The organism is Micromonospora tarapacensis (assembly GCF_019697375.1).
GTDB classification, from domain to species: Bacteria; Actinomycetota; Actinomycetes; order Mycobacteriales; family Micromonosporaceae; genus Micromonospora; species Micromonospora tarapacensis.
On the sequence record NZ_JAHCDI010000003.1, the window covers coordinates 629,238 to 647,432 of the forward strand.

The window sequence follows — 18,195 nt, forward strand, 5'->3', positions numbered from 1 at the left end:
GGGCGAGACGCTCGCCACAACTGCATGATCGGCGCGTGGTGCGGTGGGGGGCGGGGGGTGGTCGTCACGCTGGGTAGGATTGCCGGCTATGAGCCTGCCGCGTCCTGTCCTCGTGGTCGACTTCGGAGCCCAGTACGCCCAGCTGATCGCGCGCCGGGTACGCGAGGCGAACGTCTACTCCGAGATCGTCCCGCACACCATGCCCGTGGCTGAGATGCTGGCCCGCGACCCCGCCGCGATCATCCTCTCCGGCGGTCCCGCGAGCGTCTACGAGCCGGGTGCCCCGCAGGTCGACGACGGGCTGTTCACCGCGGGGGTGCCGGTCTTCGGCATCTGCTACGGGTTCCAGGCGATGGCCCGCTCCCTCGGCGGCACGGTGGCGCGCACCGGCGGTCGGGAGTACGGCGGCACCCCGCTGCGACCCCGCCTGCTCACCCCGGGCGTGCTGCTCCGCGACCTGCCGGCCGACCTGCCGGTGTGGATGAGCCATGGTGACTGCGTGACCGAGGCGCCCGACGGCTTCACGGTGACCGCCGAGTCCGCCGGTGCGCCGGTCGCCGCCTTCGAGGACCTGACCGGTCGGCGGGCCGGCGTGCAGTTCCACCCCGAGGTGGGGCACACGGCACACGGGCAGGAGATGTTGACCCGTTTCCTGTACGACATCGCCGGGATCGAGCCCACCTGGACGGCGGCGAACATCATCGACGAGCAGGTGGCCCGGATCCGCGAGCAGGTCGGCGACAAGGAGGTGATCTGCGGGCTGAGCGGCGGGGTCGACTCCGCGGTCGCCGCCGCGCTGGTGCACAAGGCCGTCGGCGACCAGCTGACGTGTGTCTTCGTCGATCACGGTCTGCTGCGTGCGGGCGAGGCCGAGCAGGTGGAGAAGGACTACGTCGCGGCCACCGGCATCAAGCTGAAGGTGGTCGACGCGGCCGACCGGTTCCTCGGCGCGCTGGCCGGGGTGACCGACCCGGAGCAGAAGCGCAAGATCATCGGTCGGGAGTTCATCCGGGTCTTCGAGGCCGCGGCCCGGGAGATCGCCTCGCACGGCGACGTCGAGTTCCTGGTGCAGGGCACGCTCTACCCGGACGTGGTCGAGTCCGGTGGCGGGACCGGCACCGCCAACATCAAGAGTCACCACAACGTCGGCGGGCTGCCCGAGGATCTCAGGTTCGCCCTGGTCGAGCCGTTGCGCACGCTGTTCAAGGACGAGGTCCGTGCGCTCGGGCTCCAGCTCGGCCTGCCCGAGGCGATGGTCTGGCGGCACCCGTTCCCGGGCCCCGGCCTGGCCATCCGGATCATCGGCGCGGTCGACCGGGAGCGGCTCGACGTGCTCCGCCGGGCCGATTTCATCGCCCGGCACGAGCTCAGCGCCGCCGGGCTGGACCGGGACGTGTGGCAGTTCCCGGTGGTGCTGCTGGCCGACGTGCGCAGCGTCGGTGTGCAGGGCGACGGGCGCAGCTACGGGCATCCCGTGGTGCTGCGCCCGGTCTCCAGCGAGGACGCGATGACCGCCGACTGGTCCCGGCTGCCCTATGACGTCATCGCCCGGATCTCCACCCGGATCACCAACGAGGTGGCGGAGGTGAACCGGGTGGTGCTGGACGTCACCAGCAAGCCCCCCGGCACCATCGAGTGGGAGTGACGCCGGTCCACGCCGGTGCGGGACGTCGGCTCAGGCCGGCGGCTGCGCTGCGGGCCGTGGCGCCGGTGCCGGAGTAGCCGGTTCGGCCTCTTGCACCGGAGTAGCCGGCGCGGCCTCCGGTGCTGGAGTAGCCGGCGCGGCCTCTTGTGTCGGGTCGGCCGGCCCGGGGAACGGCCACGCGGGGTGCGGCGCACCGCCTGCCGGCGTAAATGGCTGCGGCGGCGGGCCGGCGGGCCGGTGGGCCGGGCCGCCCGCCGGGTGCGGCCAGGCGGGCGCGCCGGCCGGCTCCTCGGGCATCAGGAACCACATCACCGGGTACGCGAGGGCGGCGATCCCGCCGGTGAGCAGCGTGGCGACGGCGAACGCGACGCGAACCAGGGTGGGGTCGACGGCGAAGTAGCGGCCGAGGCCGCTGGCGACGCCGGCCACCATCCGGTCGGTGGTCGGGCGGCGTAGTTGCTTGTACGGGGCCTGAGGTGTGGAAGTCATGCCTCCACGGTCCGTGTTGCCGGGCGCATCGACCTCGGTGACCGCCCGGATCAATACCCTGACCCAACCCTCAGGGGCGAGCATCAGTCAGGAATCCGACTCTTTTCCGCGCCGGTAACCGGTCGCGGGGAGAATTTGGCTCCGTGACCACCATGCTGGAGCCGCTGCGCAGGATCGCGGCATACGCCGTCTGTACTGATTCCGTAGACCGAGTCCTGCTGGTCCGCGCATCGGAGCGCTCCGGCACCCCTGGTACCTGGTCCCTGCCCGGCGGGGCGGTCGACCACGGCGAGGATCCGCACCACACCGTCGTCCGTGAAACCGCCGCCGAGACCGGTCTGTCGGTGGCCGTCGCCAGCCTGCACGACGTGCTGGCCGACATGCGGGCACTGCCCGAGCGGGGCATCACCATCCACACCGACCGCCTGGTCTACCGGGTCTCGGTCCGGGGTGGTTCGCTCACCGACCGGGTCGACCGGCCGACCGACCTGGCCCGCTGGTTCACCGTGGACGAGGCGCGGCGGTTGCCGCTGCGCTCGTTCACCGCGCGCGCCCTCGGGCTGCCCGCCTCCTCGGCGGACATCGTGCCCGACGAGGCGCCGGAGTTCCCCTCCTTCTACGCGGTGCCGGGCCCGGACGGGCTGCACCGGGCGCAGCGCTTCGCCGCGTACGCCGTGGTCACCGACCCGGAGGGGCGGGTGCTGCTGACCCGGGTCTCCGACGGCTACCCGGGTGCCGGGTGCTGGCACCTGCCCGGCGGCGGCACCGACTACGGCGAGCAGCCGGGCGCGGCACTGATCCGGGAACTGGTCGAGGAGACCGGGCAGACCGGGCGACTCGTCGGGTTGCTCGGAGTGGCCAGCCACCGGGACGCCGCGTCGCTGGGGCCGGAGGGATACCCGATCGACTGGCACGGCGTGCGGGCCTTCTACCGGGTGGTGGTGGACCAGCCGGCCCCACCCACCGTCGGCGACGTCGGTGGCTCCACCTGCGAGGCCCGCTGGTTCGGCCGGGAGGAACTCGGCGCGCTGCCCAGCGACCGCCTCACCGAGGTCACCGCCGAAGCCGTCCAGGCCGCCCAGCTGACCTGACCCGCCCCACCCGCGCTGATCATGTAGTTATTGTCGGGACACGGCGTCGACTTCATGATCGACGGGTGGCTGACGGGACGGGAGCGCAGGGAGCCGTGAAGCAGGTGCGGCGGGTCGGGGCGTACGGCGTGTTGCGGGACGCCGATCGGCGGGTGCTGCTGGTGCGGGGTTCGGAGGGGGCGGACTTCCCGGGGGTGTGGTCGTTGCCGGGCGGTGGCCTGGAGCACGCGGAGCATCCCGCGCTCGCCGTGCTCCGCGAGGTCACCGAGGAGACCGGGCTGATCGGCGCGGTGACCGGGTTGCGGGCGGTGGTCGCGGACGTGGTGCCGTACGCCGACCTCGGCGTGGCACTGCACACCGACCGGATGCTGTTCGACGTGGCGCCGGTGGGCGGGCGGTTGCGTGCCGAGCGTGACGGCAGCACCGACCTGGCCCGCTGGCTGACCCTGGACGAGGCCACCGGGCTGCCGCTGCTGGCGTTCACCGCCGAGGCCCTCGGCCTGCCGGTCGTCCCGCTACCGCCCGGTGCGCTGCGCCGCCGGTCGCCGTTCGCCGTGCCCGCCGCCGACCGGCGGCAGCGTTTCGGCGCGTACGGGGTGGTCACCGATCCCGCCGGGCGGATGCTGCTGTCGTTGATCGCCGACGGCTATCCGGGCGCCGGGCGGTGGCATCTGCCCGGCGGGGGAACGGATCACGGCGAGCAGCCGGTGACCGCGTTGCTACGGGAGCTGGTCGAGGAGTCGGGTCAACTGGGCAGGGTGACCGAGCTGGTCGGTGTGGACAATCTGCACAATCCGGCCGCTCTCGGCCCCGAGGGGTTTCCCCTCGACTGGCACGGTGTCCGGGTTGTCTACCGGGTGGTGGTCGACTTTCCGACCGAACCGGCGGTGACCGAGCTGGCCGGCGGCTCCACCGCGGGCGCCGCCTGGTTCACCCCGGAAGGGCTACGAGAGCTTCCGCTTACCGAGATCGCCGCCGCGGCCGTGGCGCTGCCGGCCTAATCCGGGCGGCCCTTGCCGACGTCCGCTCGCTGCGTCGGCAGTGACCACCTCCGGTACAGTCGAAGCAGGGCAAGTGGCGGAAACGGGCGACGGTGTCGGAAACAGCCAACGATGTCGGAAACAGCCAATCACCTCCGAGATGGGAACAAGACGGCGGTTCGCACCGTTAAGGGAGATATAAGTACCGTCGGCAGCTATCGCCAATCCCCGTCCCCCTGTGCGATGGTGTACTCCGCAAAACGGCTGCCGGGCCCCAGAAAGGTCTGGCACGAGACAGCCGGACACCCGCCCCACGGCGGCCAGTTGGTCCGGTGATGGAGGAAGCGTGCCGAGAGCCCCCTGGCGCCGGCGTCGTACGACTGACAGCCCGCGCCCCGCAGGGCGACGCTGGACGGGTCCGCTGCGCCGCAGCGGCAGCCTTGCCCGCCAGGTCCTGCTGGTCCGCGTCGGCCGCCGAGGTGCGCAGGCCGACGTGTTGCCCGAGCCCCGGTATCAGGACCGCCCGCGTCGCCGGTACGGCCTGCAGCGGTTCCACCGTACCCGGCTCGAGACGATCGCCCCGGTCATCCCGGCCGTCCTGCCGCAGCCGGTGGCGGTCGAGCCGGAGGGGATCTCCGTACCCTTGCTTCCCGGCGCGCGGACGCCCGCCCGGCGGGTGAAGTTCGCGCTGGTCAATGCCTGTACGCTGGCCAGCCTGCTGCTCGGCATCAACGCGATCTTCGTCGCCATGCAGGGCGACGTACGGCTCGCCGCCCTGCTCCTCATCGCCTGTGTCGGCTTCGACGGCCTCGACGGCGCACTGGCCCGCAAGCTCGGCGTGTCCAGCCCGTTCGGCGCCCAGATGGACTCGCTGGCCGACATGTGCTCCTTCGGCCTCGCCGCGCCCGTGGTCGTCTACGCCTCGCTCGCCGGCTCCGCGCCGACGGCCGCCGCGGCGGTGGCCGCCGCCCTCGTCGCGGCCTGCGCCGCCATCCGCCTGGCCCGCTTCAACGTCTCACCCAGCGACGGCCGGTTCTTCTCCGGCGTGCCCACCACCATGGCCGCGGCCGTGCTCGCCCTGATGGTCGTGATCGGCCTGCCGGTGCCGGGGGCGGTGCAGATCGCCGGGGTGGCCCTGCTCGCCTTCACCATGGTCAGCAGCTTCCCGTACGCCAAGCTCGCCCGGCTGGTCAAGCTGCCGCCGTGGGTCTGGCTGGCGCCGGTGCTCGGCGCGCTGATCGACGTCCGGCTCACCTTCGGCCTGATCGTGGTCGGATATCTCGTCAGCGGTCCGGTGCTCTGGCTGCGCCAGCGCCGCACCATCATCTGAACCCATACCCGAGAACGGGGCGCCGCGGTTGCCGTGGCGCCCCGCTTCACGTATCTCGCCGATCAGCGCCAACGGGCGATGACGCTCGCCCCGCCGATCACCTTGTCGCCCGGCCCGACCAGTGGCTCCGCGGCATCCGCCGGCAGGTAGACGTCCGTACGCGAGCCGAAGCGGATCAGCCCGAGCCGTTCGCCCCGGGCCAGCAACGCGCCGATCGGGGCCCGCTGCACGATCCGCCGGGCGATCAGGCCGGTGCGCTGGGCCACCACCACCGTGCCGTGCGTGGTGTCCAACACCGTGTACGCGGCCACGTTGTGCTCCGCGTCCGGCTTCATCGCGTTGACGAACCCGCCGTCGGCGACGAAGTAGTCCACCACCTTGCCGGCCACCGGCGAGCGGTTGACGTGCACGTCGAGCACCGACAGGAAGACCGCGATCCGGAGGAACTCACCGTCGCCGAAGCGCTCGTCGGCCAGCCGTTGCACCGACAGCACCCGACCGTCGGCGGCGGCGACCACGGCCGACGGATCCTCCGGAACGTCCCGCTCCGGGTCGCGGAAGAAGGCGGCCACCGGCGCGGCGGCCAGCGCGGGCAGCAGCCAGAGCTTCGACTTCGGCCGGGCCAGCCGGGTCAGCGCGGCCATCCCGAGGGCGATGCCGGCCGCGGCCAGCCCGTTCGAGTCGATGTGCATGCCCCGGGTCAGCGGCACGCTCGACGGCCGGTACGCCGGGGCGAGCCGCTCCGCGGACGCGGCCTGCGCCGGGGTGAAGCGGAGCCGGTACACGCGCACCGGCGGGGAGTTGCGCAGCACCAGGTCGTCGCCGACGCCGTACAACGCGCCCTGCCGGTCCAACTCGGCAGCGGCGCCGGCGGTCCGGGCGACGGCGGTTGCGACGCTGAGCACCGCGCCGTCGGCCAGGTACTTCGTGAGCGCCTCGATGGCGACGCGGGCTTCGTCGGCGGTGCCGGTGAACGCATCCGCGGCGATGACCACCCCGGCCGGCTCGGCCTCGGTCAGGCTTTCCACGACGCGGACCCGGTCGGCCACCCAGCGGCCCTGGGCGGTGACGTGCTCCCGCAGCGCCGCGGCGCCGACCCGATCGGCTGGTACCACGGTGAGGGTGTCGCCGGGCAGCATCGCCTCGATCGCCGCGGCCAGCACCGCGGATCCCGGGACCGCGCCGACGAGCAGGGCAGCCTTCGGGGCGTTGATCCGGGCAAGCTCGGCGACCAGAGTACGAGCGGCGCGCTCGCCGAGGCGGACCGGACCGGATCGGTCGGTGGTGCGCACGGCGGGGAACTGGGTCATGTCGAACGGGCTCCTGACGGGGTAGTGGCGACTGACACGGGGTCACCGCCGCGGCGAGGTCGGCCCGGACACGGACGGCCCGCGCGAGCCGGTGGCCCGCGAAGGATGCCCCGCGGCGCGGGCCGCCGGCGCAGGCGGGAGCACACCGGCCAGCATAGGCCGCGCGCGGCGGCCGTCGCACGGTCAGGCGGCGGGCCCGGCCCGGTCTGGTGGCGCAGCGTCGTCCCCGGCGGAAAGGTCGAGCGTACGGTCGTCGTCGGCGTCCGCCCGCGAGACGGGGTGCGGTTCGGTGTCGGTGCCGGCCGCCGGCTCCGGGCCGGTCAGCTCCGACGCTTCCTGGTCCCGGCCGGTCGGTTCCGACGCCTCCTGGCCGGTGCCGGGCGCACCGGCAGTCGCCGGTCCGCCGTTCTGCCGGCTGGAGCGAAGGGCGCCGATCAGGCCGAGCCCGCCGATCAGGATCAGCCCACCGGCCAGGAACCAGCCGATCGGCGGCAGGACGAGACCGAGCAGCTTGGCGAGCAGCCACCAGGCGGCGAGGGCGAGGAAGAGCAGCCCGAAGGCGAACGACACCAGGTCGGTGCGGTGGACCCTCATCGGGTCACCTCCATGTGTCCGGCGTTGACGTGCAGGTTCAGGCGCAGTTCGCCGCCGCCGGGGCCGTCCGCGCCGAGGTCGACGGTCTCCGTGAGCCGGTTGTCCAGCCCGCCGGCCCGCACGCCGAAGAGGCTCGCGTCACCGGCGGTCACCTGCGCCGCCGCGGTCACGTCCACGTTCGGCGGCACCACCACGGTGGCCTCACCGAAGTTGATGACGACGGTGATCTCGGTGTCCTGCTGGTCGAGGTCGATCGCGCGCAGGTCGAGCACCGCGTCGCCGAAGCTCTGTTCGTATCGCACGGCGAGGTCGCGACGGTCGGTCGGTGCCCAGGTCACCGTGCCGTCCACCCCGCGCACCCGGTCGTACGACTCGGCGACGGTGGCCACGGCCAGCGCGGCGGCGGTCACCAGGCCGAGCGCGATCAGCCAGCGGGCCCGGCCGAACCAGGTGCCGACCAACAGGCCGAGACCGATCACGGCGAGCGCCGCCGCGAAGTAGGCCGAGGCGCCGATCCCGAAGACGTCCAGCAGGTCGAGGACGCCGACCAGCCCGAGCGCGACGAAGATCAGTGAGAACGTCACCGCGCCGAGGGCGGAGCGCTCCCGGGGCTTCCTGGGCCGCTTGGGCTTGGCCGGCGGAGGCGGAGTCACCGTCGTCTGCCCGGCGTACGGGCCGTGCGGGGCGAACGGGGGGCGGTAGGTCGGCGGGCCCGACGGGGTGCCGCCCGGTGGCCAGGCCGGTGTCGGTGCCAGGTTCAGGGTTGGTTCCTCGGGCCGCCCGGGCCCCGTGGTCCCGGGCGGTGCCGAGGTGACGCCGGACGCCGGAGCGTGGAACGCGGCCGGCCCGGCGGTGGCCGGCGTGGTCCGGCCCCAGCCGGGGTACGGCGGGGGTAGGCGGTCGGGCCGGGGTAGCTGACCGGTGGCACCGGGCCGGGCGGTTGGCTGCCACCCTCGCCCTGCGCCGTGGGTGCGCCCGGTGCCGCCGTCGGCCGGGGCTCGCGCTGCTGGCGGTTGAGCAGCAGCGCGCCGCCGACCAGGATGGCCGCGCCGAGCAGCACCGCGCGGAACGCGTCGGTGACGATGTAGCCGAAGCTCACCGCCACCAGGATGCTGAGCACGATCACCGTGATCGGGGACATGCTGGAGCGGCCCCGGCCCAGCATGGACTCGACCGGCGAGGCGGTGTCGCCCTCACCGGGGATGATCAGCCAGGCCGCGACGTAGACCAGGATGCCGACGCCGCCGAAGAAGCCGAGCACCGCGAGCAGCACCCGCCAGAGCACCGGATCGGTGTTGGTCGCCCGACCGACGGCGGCGCAGACGCCGGCCAGGTAGCGGCCCTCGCGGGGACGGACCAGCCCGTACCGCGAGGTGAAGCCGGCGCCGCCGAAGTACGGACCCGGGCCTCCCGGCGGCGGCCCGGCGCCGGCCGGACCGCCGCCGCCGGGCGGCGGCGGAGGCCGCCGAGGGACCGGCGCCGGGCCAGCGACCGCCCGGCCCCCGGCCCGGCGGTCGCTGCCGACGCACCCACGCCGTCGCACCGCCCGGTGGTGGCGTGGCGACCGGCGGAGCGCTCCCGTCCCACGCCGTCTCCCCGGTGGGTGCTCCACCGCCGGCCGGTGTGGCCGGGGCGTCCGCCGGGCCACCGGGCGCTTCGGTGGCGGCCGGTGCTGCGGACTCGGGGGGTGCGGGCTCCGGTTCCGTCGGCCCGGGCCGGTGCGGCTTGGCGGCATCGTCGGTCATGCCTCGATCCTGCTGCTCCGGGTGCCCGAGCGACCTCCGGAGACGACCCTGACCCCACCCTGAGATCCGACCTCGCGGAATGTCGGGGACGTCCCCGTGGTCGGGCGACCGCACCACGTGTGACGATCGGATCGGCGCCGGGAGGCTCCACTCTTCGTTCCGGCCCGACCGTTCTGCACAGGGAGCTTGTGATCAGCACCGGCAGCCAACCGCCCCGCCTCTACCGCGCCCCGGAACACCGGATGGCCGCCGGGGTGGCCGCCGGCATCGCCGAGCATCTCGGCGTCCCGGTGGTGCGGGTTCGGGTCGCCTTCATGGTGCTGCTCGGGCTGAGCGGGCTCGGCCTGCTGCTCTACGCGGCCTTCTGGGCCGTCGTCCCGCTGCGACCCGGTGACACCGCCGCCCCGCCCCGCCGCGATGTCGGCCAGTTGCTGCCGTTCGTGGCGATCGGGCTCGGCGTGCTGCTGATCCAGGTGATGGTCTTCGACTCGGTTGGCGCGGCCGGCACGGCGGGCTGGCTGGTGGCCATCATCGCGGTCGGTGCCGGAGTGATCTGGCACCAGTCCGCACCGGAGCGGCGGCGGCAGTGGGGCGAGTCGATGCCGGTGCCCTGGCTCGGCGCGGTGATCGAGGAGAGCGACCGGCGTGCCTTCGTGCTCCGCTTCGTCGGCGGCGGGGTGCTGGTCGCGGTCGGCATCATCGGTGTCGCCGCGGTCTACTCCCCGGCGCAGAACCTCGACGCCGTCGTCAACGGGGTGATCTTCGCGCTGGTCGGGCTGGCCGGCGTCGGGGTGGTGGCCGCGCCGGTGCTCTGGCGGACGTGGAACCAGCTCCGCTCGGAGCGCGAGGGGCGGATCCGGGAACAGGAGCGGGCCGAGCTCGCGGCGATGGTGCACGACCAGGTGCTGCACACGCTCGCATTGATCCAGCGCAACGCCAGCGACGTCAAGACCGTGCAGCGGCTCGCCCGTGGTCAGGAACGCTCGTTGCGCAACTGGCTGTACAAGCCCACCGCGTCGCCGGCCGAGCGCTTCGCCGCCGCGCTGGAGCAGGGTGCCGCAGAGGTCGAGGACACCTTCGCGATAACCGTGGAGGCGGTCGTGGTCGGCGACCGGGAGACCGACGAGCGGGTCGCCGCGCTGGTGGCCGCGGCCCGCGAGGCGCTGGTGAACGCCGCCCGGCATGCCGGGGTGCAGACCGTCTCGCTCTACGCCGAGGTCGAGCCAGACCAGGTCAGTGTCTTCGTACGGGACCGGGGGACGGGGTTCGACCCGGATACGGTGGAGGACCACCGGCATGGTGTCCGAGGCTCCATCGTCGGGCGGATGAGGCGGCACGGAGGCCGGGCGGAGATCCGCTCCCGGCCAGGAGAGGGAACCGAGGTCCGGTTGATCCTGCCGATCCCCCGGGACTCGGCCACGGCGGAAAGGGACAAATGATGGCCGAGCAGTCGATGCCACCGGTCGAACCGGCAGGCACCGGGCCCGAGCGGCTGCGGGTGTTCCTGGTCGACGACCACGCCATGTTCCGTGCCGGCGTACGCGCCGAGCTGGGCGCGCACGTCGAGGTGGTGGGTGAGGCGAGCACGGTGGCCGAGGCCGTCAACCGGATCGCGGCCACCGCACCGGACGTCGTCCTGCTCGACGTGCACATGCCCGACGGTGGCGGCCGGGCCGTGTTGGAGGCGATGCGGCGTAGCCATCCCCAGGTGCGCTTCCTGGCGCTCAGCGTCTCCGACTCCGCGGAGGACGTGATCGGGCTGATCCGGGCCGGTGCGCGGGGCTACGTGACGAAGACCATCTCACCGGACGAACTGGCCGCGGCGGTCCGGCGGGTGGCCGACGGCGATGCCGTGTTCAGCCCGCGGCTGGCCGGCTTCGTGCTGGATGCCTTCGCGGCCCGCCCGGACGCCCCGGTGGCCGATCCCGAGCTGGATCAGTTGACCAACCGCGAACGCGAGGTGCTGCGGCTGCTCGCCCGGGGATACGCGTACAAGGAGATCGCCCGGGAGCTCTACATCTCGATCAAGACGGTCGAGACGCACGTCTCCAACGTGCTGCGCAAGCTTCAGATGTCCAACCGGTACGAGCTGTCCCGGTGGGCGGCGGACCGCCGGCTGGTGTGACCGCCCGGGTCGGTCACCAGGCTGGAATCAGACTCATCCTTTCGGGTAGCATCCTGGTCGGAGTGGCGGGACTCACGTCGATATTCGGTCGCTTCACGGATTCGTCAGCTTGGTGTCGCCGGCTGGCCCGTCGAGCGTGGAAATGGCGTTGACGAGCAGCTCATACCATGCCTCCGAGGTGACGTGAAGTCGGCTTCGGGTCGGTGTCGGCGCCGTCCCGGCCGCGTATCGGGTTGATAACACGCCTTCCCGCCTGGGCGCATCGGGTGTCACAGTGGCAGGCACCTCACAACCCCCTCGTGAGCCGAGCGCCCTGAGGAGGCACTCCCATGCGCGGGAAATTCCTGAAGGTGGCGGTCGCGGCGACCGCCACCGCCATGTTGGCCACCGCCTGTAGCAGCGGTGGCGACGAAAACGAGCCGAGCGGCCAGACCGGCGGCACGCTGCGGGTCTACAACGCCGAGCCGGCGTTCCTGACGCCGTCCGGTGGCGACGACGAGCCGTCGTTGTACGTGATCCGCCAGCTGTACCGCGGTCTGGTCAAGTACAACGCGGAGAGCTCGGCGGTCGAGATGGACCTGGCCGAGTCGGTCGAGTCGACCGACCAGAAGCTCTGGACGATCAAGCTCAAGAGCGGCTACACCTTCGACAACGGTGAGCCGGTCAACGCCGACGCGTTCATCCGGTCTTGGAACTACGCCGCCTATGGGCCGAACGCCCAGAACAACGGCTACTTCATGAAGCGGATCGTCGGCCTCAAGGACGTGGCGCCGGCCGACCCGGACGGCGAGGGCCCGCAGAAGGCGCCCGAGCCGGCCACCAAGGAGATGTCGGGTCTGAAGAAGGTCGACGAGCTGACCTTCACCGTCGAGCTGGACGCTCCGTTCTCCGGCTTCCCGACCACGATCGGCTACCCGGGCTTCTTCCCGATGGCCCAGGCGTGCGTGGACGACATCGCCAAGTGCAACGAGACGCCGATCGGTAACGGTCCTTACAAGATCGACGGTAGCTGGCAGCACAACGTCGCCATCAACCTGACCCGCAGCGACAGCTGGCAGGGTGAGGCCGGCAAGCCGGACCGCATCGAGTACCGGATCTTCGCCGACATCGACGCCGGCTACGCCGCCTTCCAGGCCGGTGAGCTGGACGTGCTGTACTACCTGCCGCCGGCCCGTTACAAGGAGGCGCAGGCACAGTACGGCGACCGGATGTACGAGACGCCGGGTGACAGCTTCACCTACGTCGGCATGCCGCTGTACCAGGACGCCTTCAAGGACAAGCGGGTCCGGCAGGCGCTGTCGCTGTCGCTCGATCGCCAGTCGATCATCGATGCGGTCTTCGACGGCCGGTACACCCCGGCCACCGGCTACGTCGCCCCGACCTTCGAGGGTGCGCGCGAGGGCGTCTGCAAGTACTGCACCAAGGACGTCGAGAAGGCCAAGCAGCTGCTCGCCGACGCCGGCGGCTGGCCGGCCGGCGAGAAGCTGATCCTGTGGGCCAATGCCGGTGCCGGCCACGACCTGTGGCTGCAGGCGGTCGGTGACCAGATCAAGGAAGCCCTGGGCATCGACTACGAGCTGAAGGTGAACCTCCAGTTCGCCGAGTACCTCGAGACCGCCGACCAGAAGAAGTTCACTGGTGGGTTCCGTCTCGGCTGGGGCCCGGACTACCCGTTCATGGAGACCTACCTCTACCCGCTGTACGGCACCGGTGCCGGCAGCAACAACTCGGGCTACACCAACCCGGAGTTCGACGCCCTGATGGAGGAGGGTGACTCGGCCGACTCGATCCAGGCCGCGATCCCCGCCTACCAGAAGGCGGAGGACCTCCTCGGCGAGGACCTGCCGGTCATCCCGATGTGGTGGAACAAGGTGGGGGCCGTCTACGGTGAGAACGTGGACCAGTTCGTCTGGAACGCCGTCTCCGACGCCGACTACGGTGCGACCTCGCTGAAGCAGAACTGAGCTTCAGACTCCTGATCATGCCGTAACACGACGTGGCGGCAACGATCACCTCAACAGGGTGATCGTTGCCGCCACGTCAGCGCCGAGAGGAGACCCCGACATGGGGCGCTACGTCATTCGACGGTTGCTCCAGTTCATCCCCACCGTGCTGGGCACCATGTTCCTACTGCACTACATGACCTCGCTGGCGATCCAGTTCAGCGGGAACCCGGTCCGGGCGCTGTTCGGGGACCGGACGCCGCCGCCCGCGCTGCTCCAGGCGGTCACCGAGCGGCTCGGCTACGGCGACCCCTGTCTGGACCAGCGGGGCAGTCCCTGCCTCGGGCTCTTCCTGGACCGGCTGCAGAACATCTTCTTCCACTTCGACTTCGGCATCAACCTGCGCCAGCGCGAGGTCACCGACCTGGTCGCCGATGCCATTCCGTTCACCCTCAAGCTGCTGGTCATCGCGATTGTCTTCGAGGCGGTCGTCGGCATCGTGGCCGGCGTGCTGGCCGGCCTGCGCGGCGGCAGCTTCACCGACTACCTGGTGAAGATCAGCACGGTCTTCATCATCTCGGTGCCGATCTTCGTGCTGGGTGTGGTGGTCCGGGAGTTCGTCGGGGTCAAGTTCGGCAACGTGCTGCGGGACCAGGACTGGATCCCGGACGTGATCTCGGCCGGCATGTTCAGCCCCGGCTTCAAGCCCGACTATCCGCTGGCCAGCCTCGTGATCCCGGGCATGGTGCTGGGCGCGGTCTCGCTGGCCACGACGGCCCGGCTCACCCGGACCAGCATCATGGAGAACATCCGCGCCGACTACGTCCGGACGGCCCGCGCCAAGGGACTGACCAACAAGCGCGTCATCGGTGTGCACACGCTGCGCAACTCGCTGATCCCCGTGATCACCTTCCTCGGCGTCGACATCGGCGCCGCGATGGCCGGCGCGGTGGTCACCGAGACCATCTTCAACGTGCCGGGCATCGGCCGGTTGGTGACGATGTCGGCACGCACCGGTGAGTCCTCGGTGGTGGTCGGCGTGGTGACCATGCTGGTGCTGGTCGTCCTGCTGGCCAACCTGCTGGTCGACCTCCTGTACGCCGTGCTCGACCCGAGGATCCGCTATGAGTGACCGGCAACTGGTGACGATGCGGACGCTGGGTCTGTCGACCGCCCGTGGTGGTCGGCCGGAGCGAAACGAGGTGTGGACATGAGCGACCTGACGAATGCGGGTACCGCGGCCGGCGGCGCGCCGGTGGACGGTGACGGTCCGGCGGCCCAGGCACCGGGCGAGGACAAGGACCGCAACGTCAGCCTCTGGGCGGACGCCCGGCGGCAGCTGATGCGCGATCCGGTCTTCGTGATCGCCTCCCTCTACGTGCTCGTGGTCGGCTCGATGGCGGCCTTCCCGAAGCTCTGGACGAGCCAGGACCCCCGGGCCTGCGACACCGGCCGGTCCCGGATCGGCCCGAGCTGGGAGCACCCCTTCGGGTTCGACATCCTGGGCTGCGACTACTACTCGCACGCCATCTACGGCGCGCGTCCGTCGATGGTGATCGCGGTGATGGCGACCAGCGGCATCGTGCTGTTCGGTGGCGTGCTCGGCCTGCTGGCCGGCTACTACGGCGGCTGGATCGACGCGGTCATCTCCCGGGTGATGGACATCTTCTTCTCGCTGCCGTTCCTGCTCGGCGCGATCGTGTTCCTCACCGTGATCAAGCGGCAGAACGTCTGGACCATCACCGCGGTGCTGTTCCTGCTGGCCTGGCCGACCATCGCCCGGATCATCCGGGGCAGCGTCATCTCGTCGAAGGACCTGGACTACGTGCACGCCGCCAAGGCGGTCGGAGCGCGTAACTCCCGGTTGATGTTCCGGCACATCCTGCCGAACTCGATCGCCCCGATGCTGGTCTACGCCACCATCGTGCTGGGTTCGTTCGTCGCCGCGGAGGCCACGCTGACCTTCCTCGGCGTCGGGCTCCAGCCGCCCACGCAGTCCTGGGGCATCATGATCAGCCAGCACCAGGTCTACTTCCTGGAGGACCCGTGGCTGCTGCTCTTCCCATGTGGGCTGTTGGTCGGCACGGTGCTGTCCTTCATCCTCATGGGTGACGCCCTGCGTGACGCCCTCGACCCGAAGTTCCGGTGAGTGCCATGAGCGAGCGAAACATCAGCACCGACGTGAACGTCAAGATGGAGGCGCTGGCGGGCGTCGACCCGGACGCGCTGCCGTTGCAGGTCAAGGATCTGCACGTGGAGTTCCGCACCCGCAACGGCATCGCCCACGCCGTCAACGGCGTGAGCTTCGACCTGCGGGCCGGTGAGACCCGGGCGATCCTCGGCGAATCCGGCTGCGGCAAGAGCGTGACCGCTCAGGCGATCATGGGCATCCTGGACTCGCCACCCGGCTTCGTCACCGGTGGGGAGATCCTCTACCGCGGCGTCGACCTGCTCAAGCTTCCGGAGTCGGAGCGTCGCAAGGTGCGCGCGAACCGGATCGCGATGATCTTCCAGGACGCGCTCTCCGCGTTGAACCCGGTCTTCACCGTCGGGTTCCAGCTCGCCGAGCTGTTCCGCAAGCACCGGGGGATGTCCCGCCAGGACGCCAAGGCCCGCGCCGTCGAGCTGCTCGACCTGGTCAAGATCCCCGCCGCGAAGCAGCGGGTGAACGACTACCCGCACCAGTTCTCGGGTGGTATGCGGCAGCGTGTCATGATCGCCATGGCCCTGGCGCTCGACCCCGAGGTGCTGATCGCGGACGAGCCGACCACCGCGCTCGACGTGACCGTGCAGGCCCAGATCATGGCGCTGCTGGCCGAGTTGCAGCGGGAACGGAACATGGGCCTGGTGCTGATCACCCACGACATGGGTGTGGTGGCCGACGTGGCGGACCAGATCTCGGTCATGTACGCCGGTCGTGTCATCGAGGAAGCCGGCGTGAACGACATCTACGCCAACCCCGCCCACCCGTACACCAAGGGCCTGCTGGAGTCGATCCCGCGTCTGGACCTCAAGGGTCACGAGCTCAGCGCCATCAAGGGTTTGCCGCCGGTGTTGACCAACATCCCGCCGGGCTGCGCCTTCAACCCCCGGTGCGGGTACGCGCAGGACGTCTGCCGGAAGGACCCCGCGCCACCGCTGTACCAGGTGTCGCCGAGTCGGACGGCCGCCTGCCACTTCTGGAAGGAGGTCAAGGGCGATGAGTGACGTCGTGCTGGAGACCCGAGACCTGGTCAAACACTTCCCGCTGACCCGGGGCGTCGTCTTCAAGAAGCAGTACGGCGCGGTTCAGGCGGTCGACGGGGTCAACCTCGAGCTGCGCCGGGGCGAGACGCTCGGCATCGTGGGCGAGTCCGGCTGCGGCAAGTCGACGCTGGCCCGGCTGCTGGTCGGGCTGGAGACGCCGACCTCCGGTGACCTGTTCGTGCAGGGCAAGAACATGTCCAAGGTCGGTGCGGAGGAGCGGCGGCGTGGCCGGCGCAACATCCAGCTGGTGATGCAGGATCCGTACACCTCGCTCAACCCGCGGATGACCGTCGGCGACATCGTCGGCGAGCCGTTCGACGTGCACCCCGACGTGGTGCCGAAGAGCGGCCGGCGGGGCAAGGTGCAGGAGCTGCTGGAGCTGGTCGGTCTCAACCCCGACCACATCAACCGGTACCCGCACCAGTTCTCCGGCGGCCAGCGGCAGCGCATCGGCATCGCCCGGGCGCTGGCGCTCAACCCGGAGATCATCCTGTGTGACGAGCCGGTCTCGGCGCTGGACGTCTCCATCCAGGCGCAGGTGATCAACCTGTTGGAGAAGCTCCAGCGCGAGCTCGGGCTGTCGTACATCTTCATCGCCCACGACCTGTCGGTGGTCCGGCACATCGCCGACCGGGTCGCGGTCATGTACCTCGGCAAGATCATCGAGATCGGCACCGAGGACGACATCTACGACAAGCCGACCCACCCGTACACCCAGGCGCTGCTGTCGGCGGTGCCGGTGCCGGACCCGAAGCTGCGCGGGCACCGGGACCAGATCGTGCTCACCGGTGACGTGCCGTCACCGGCCAACCCGCCGTCGGGCTGCCGGTTCCGCACCCGCTGCTGGAAGGCCCAGGACATCTGCGCGGAGCAGGAACCGCTCCTGCAGATCCACGACCGGTCCGGCCACCCCAGCGCCTGCCACTTCGCCGAGGTACGCGACGTGGTGCACGCGAGGGAGTAGCCGCACAGACGCCGTCGGCCCTCGACCATCCGTACCGGGAGCGGCGGTGAAGGTAGTGCCTCCTCAGTGACCGGGGCGTCGGCCGTCACCAGCGGCCGGCGCCCCGGTCCTCGCTCAGAGGGGCCGCGGCCGGCCCGCAGCAGCAGCAGCGCGAGTTGCGTGCCGTCGGCACCGAGGGCCGATCGGAACCGCTCCAGGATCTCCTGCTCGCGGGAGAGCACGAGTCGGGTTCCGCCCGAGGCCATCCGGGTCGCGCCGACCTCCTGGGACAGTTCGGCCCGTTCCTGCCACAACTCGACGAGCGCTCGGTCGATCTCGTCGATCCGTACCCGGATCTCGGCGATCCGGGCGGCGGCGCCGGGCTCGTGGGTGCCCGCCACCGGCCTGCCCGGCTCGGGTCCGGATCGACCGGCGGGGCCCGCGCCGTCGGTCGCGCCGTTCGGGGTCGCGCCGGAACCGGTCGGGGCTCCGCTCTGCTCCATCACGTCTGTCATCTTCGGGTACCTCTCACGGTCTGGTGCCCAGTGCCCGGATCCCGGGACGACGAAAGCCCCGGGCTCCAAGGAGCCCGGGGCTTTCGCAGGTCTAGTCGATCAGGCGCGACCTACGGCTGCCGGACTCCCGGTGCCGTAGTAAAAGTAGAAGCGCTGGTCGAACACGCCGTCGAGTATGCCGCCCGACCGGGCTGGCGCGCAAGGGAAAGCGCCGGGAGCCGACGGCGCCGGGGGCGGGT

At 71.3% G+C, this 18,195-nt stretch carries 15 protein-coding genes and 2 pseudogenes; 11 read left to right on the forward strand and 6 right to left on the reverse strand.

The features are described from left to right. The first annotated feature begins 88 nt into the window (after positions 1-88). Entirely contained in the window at positions 89-1,645 is a 1,557-nt protein-coding gene (gene guaA / locus KIF24_RS03875; protein WP_221082784.1) for a glutamine-hydrolyzing GMP synthase, read from the forward strand. A gap of 30 nt (positions 1,646-1,675) precedes the next feature. On the opposite strand, the gene KIF24_RS34895 is transcribed toward guaA, so the two are convergent. Next, a complete protein-coding gene (locus KIF24_RS34895) occupies positions 1,676-2,134 on the reverse strand; it encodes a PspC domain-containing protein (protein WP_221082785.1) in 459 nt (152 codons plus the stop codon). A gap of 143 nt (positions 2,135-2,277) precedes the next feature. Here KIF24_RS34895 and KIF24_RS03885 point away from each other — a divergent pair, with 143 nt between their 5' ends. The 3 genes from KIF24_RS03885 (at position 2,278) to KIF24_RS03895 (ending at position 5,535) form a co-directional block, all read left to right on the forward strand. Next, positions 2,278-3,225: an NUDIX domain-containing protein gene (locus tag KIF24_RS03885; protein ID WP_221082786.1), complete on the forward strand. Its 948-nt coding sequence runs from the start codon at positions 2,278-2,280 to the stop codon at positions 3,223-3,225. 95 nt (positions 3,226-3,320) lie between these two features. Beyond that, positions 3,321-4,226, forward strand: a complete 906-nt coding sequence (locus KIF24_RS03890; protein WP_221083161.1) for an NUDIX hydrolase — start codon at positions 3,321-3,323, stop codon at positions 4,224-4,226. 400 nt (positions 4,227-4,626) lie between these two features. Further along, positions 4,627-5,535 (forward strand): CDP-alcohol phosphatidyltransferase family protein, encoded by a 909-nt coding sequence (locus KIF24_RS03895; protein ID WP_221083162.1) that lies wholly within the window; start codon positions 4,627-4,629, stop codon positions 5,533-5,535. A 62-nt stretch (positions 5,536-5,597) separates the two neighbouring features. Here KIF24_RS03895 and KIF24_RS03900 read toward each other — a convergent pair whose 3' ends face one another. From KIF24_RS03900 to KIF24_RS34905, 4 genes and pseudogenes are all read right to left on the reverse strand, one after another. Beyond that, the gene (locus KIF24_RS03900; protein WP_221082787.1) at positions 5,598-6,845 is read right to left on the reverse strand and encodes a phosphatidylserine decarboxylase; all 1,248 of its coding nucleotides are present in this window, start codon (positions 6,843-6,845) and stop codon (positions 5,598-5,600) included. Positions 6,846-7,255: 410 nt separating this feature from the next. Next, positions 7,256-7,439: pseudogene (locus tag KIF24_RS32115) on the reverse strand (hypothetical protein); the annotation flags it as partial. Then, the gene (locus tag KIF24_RS34900) at positions 7,436-8,023 is read right to left on the reverse strand and encodes a LiaF domain-containing protein (protein WP_407939867.1); all 588 of its coding nucleotides are present in this window, start codon (positions 8,021-8,023) and stop codon (positions 7,436-7,438) included. The gene KIF24_RS34900 and the pseudogene KIF24_RS32115, both read right to left, overlap by 4 nt. 173 nt (positions 8,024-8,196) lie before the next feature. Continuing rightward, entirely contained in the window at positions 8,197-8,982 is a 786-nt protein-coding gene (locus KIF24_RS34905) for a PspC domain-containing protein (protein WP_407939868.1), read from the reverse strand. Between the two features lie 444 nt (positions 8,983-9,426). On the opposite strand from KIF24_RS34905, the gene KIF24_RS03915 reads away from it, so the two are divergent. The 7 genes from KIF24_RS03915 to KIF24_RS03945 all read left to right on the forward strand — a co-directional run bounded on the left by KIF24_RS03915 (position 9,427) and on the right by KIF24_RS03945 (position 17,462). Next, positions 9,427-10,623: a PspC domain-containing protein gene (locus tag KIF24_RS03915; protein ID WP_407939890.1), complete on the forward strand. Its 1,197-nt coding sequence runs from the start codon at positions 9,427-9,429 to the stop codon at positions 10,621-10,623. Further along, on the forward strand, positions 10,623-11,309 hold the full coding sequence (locus tag KIF24_RS03920) for a response regulator (protein WP_221082789.1): 687 nt from the start codon (positions 10,623-10,625) through the stop codon (positions 11,307-11,309). Before KIF24_RS03915 ends, KIF24_RS03920 begins: the two co-directional genes overlap by 1 nt. A 329-nt stretch (positions 11,310-11,638) precedes the next feature. Continuing rightward, positions 11,639-13,273: a peptide ABC transporter substrate-binding protein gene (locus tag KIF24_RS03925; protein WP_221082790.1), complete on the forward strand. Its 1,635-nt coding sequence runs from the start codon at positions 11,639-11,641 to the stop codon at positions 13,271-13,273. Between the two features lie 100 nt (positions 13,274-13,373). Then, on the forward strand, positions 13,374-14,384 hold the full coding sequence (locus KIF24_RS03930) for an ABC transporter permease (protein WP_221082791.1): 1,011 nt from the start codon (positions 13,374-13,376) through the stop codon (positions 14,382-14,384). Positions 14,385-14,462: 78 nt separating this feature from the next. Then, positions 14,463-15,401, forward strand: a complete 939-nt coding sequence (locus KIF24_RS03935) for an ABC transporter permease (RefSeq protein WP_221082792.1) — start codon at positions 14,463-14,465, stop codon at positions 15,399-15,401. A gap of 20 nt (positions 15,402-15,421) precedes the next feature. Continuing rightward, positions 15,422-16,459: an ABC transporter ATP-binding protein gene (locus tag KIF24_RS03940; RefSeq protein WP_221083164.1), complete on the forward strand. Its 1,038-nt coding sequence runs from the start codon at positions 15,422-15,424 to the stop codon at positions 16,457-16,459. Continuing rightward, entirely contained in the window at positions 16,452-17,462 is a 1,011-nt protein-coding gene (locus tag KIF24_RS03945) for an ABC transporter ATP-binding protein (RefSeq protein ID WP_221082793.1), read from the forward strand. The genes KIF24_RS03940 and KIF24_RS03945 overlap by 8 nt, the downstream gene beginning before the upstream one ends. A 119-nt stretch (positions 17,463-17,581) precedes the next feature. Here the strand turns inward: KIF24_RS03945 and KIF24_RS03950 are convergent. Then, positions 17,582-17,944, reverse strand: a pseudogene (locus KIF24_RS03950) (chorismate mutase); the annotation flags it as partial. Positions 17,945-18,195 lie beyond the last annotated feature (251 nt).

Coding starts and splice junctions, on each gene's coding strand:
- KIF24_RS03925 (WP_221082790.1), top strand. CDS start 11,639: ATGCGCGGGAAATTCCTGAAGGTGGCGGTCGCGGCGACCGCCACCGCC.
- KIF24_RS03915 (WP_407939890.1), top strand. CDS start 9,427: ATGGCCGCCGGGGTGGCCGCCGGCATCGCCGAGCATCTCGGCGTCCCG.
- KIF24_RS34895 (WP_221082785.1), bottom strand. CDS start 2,134: ATGACTTCCACACCTCAGGCCCCGTACAAGCAACTACGCCGCCCGACC.
- KIF24_RS03930 (WP_221082791.1), top strand. CDS start 13,374: ATGGGGCGCTACGTCATTCGACGGTTGCTCCAGTTCATCCCCACCGTG.
- KIF24_RS03935 (WP_221082792.1), top strand. CDS start 14,463: ATGAGCGACCTGACGAATGCGGGTACCGCGGCCGGCGGCGCGCCGGTG.
- guaA (WP_221082784.1), top strand. CDS start 89: ATGAGCCTGCCGCGTCCTGTCCTCGTGGTCGACTTCGGAGCCCAGTAC.
- KIF24_RS03900 (WP_221082787.1), bottom strand. CDS start 6,845: ATGACCCAGTTCCCCGCCGTGCGCACCACCGACCGATCCGGTCCGGTC.
- KIF24_RS03920 (WP_221082789.1), top strand. CDS start 10,623: ATGGCCGAGCAGTCGATGCCACCGGTCGAACCGGCAGGCACCGGGCCC.
- KIF24_RS03945 (WP_221082793.1), top strand. CDS start 16,452: ATGAGTGACGTCGTGCTGGAGACCCGAGACCTGGTCAAACACTTCCCG.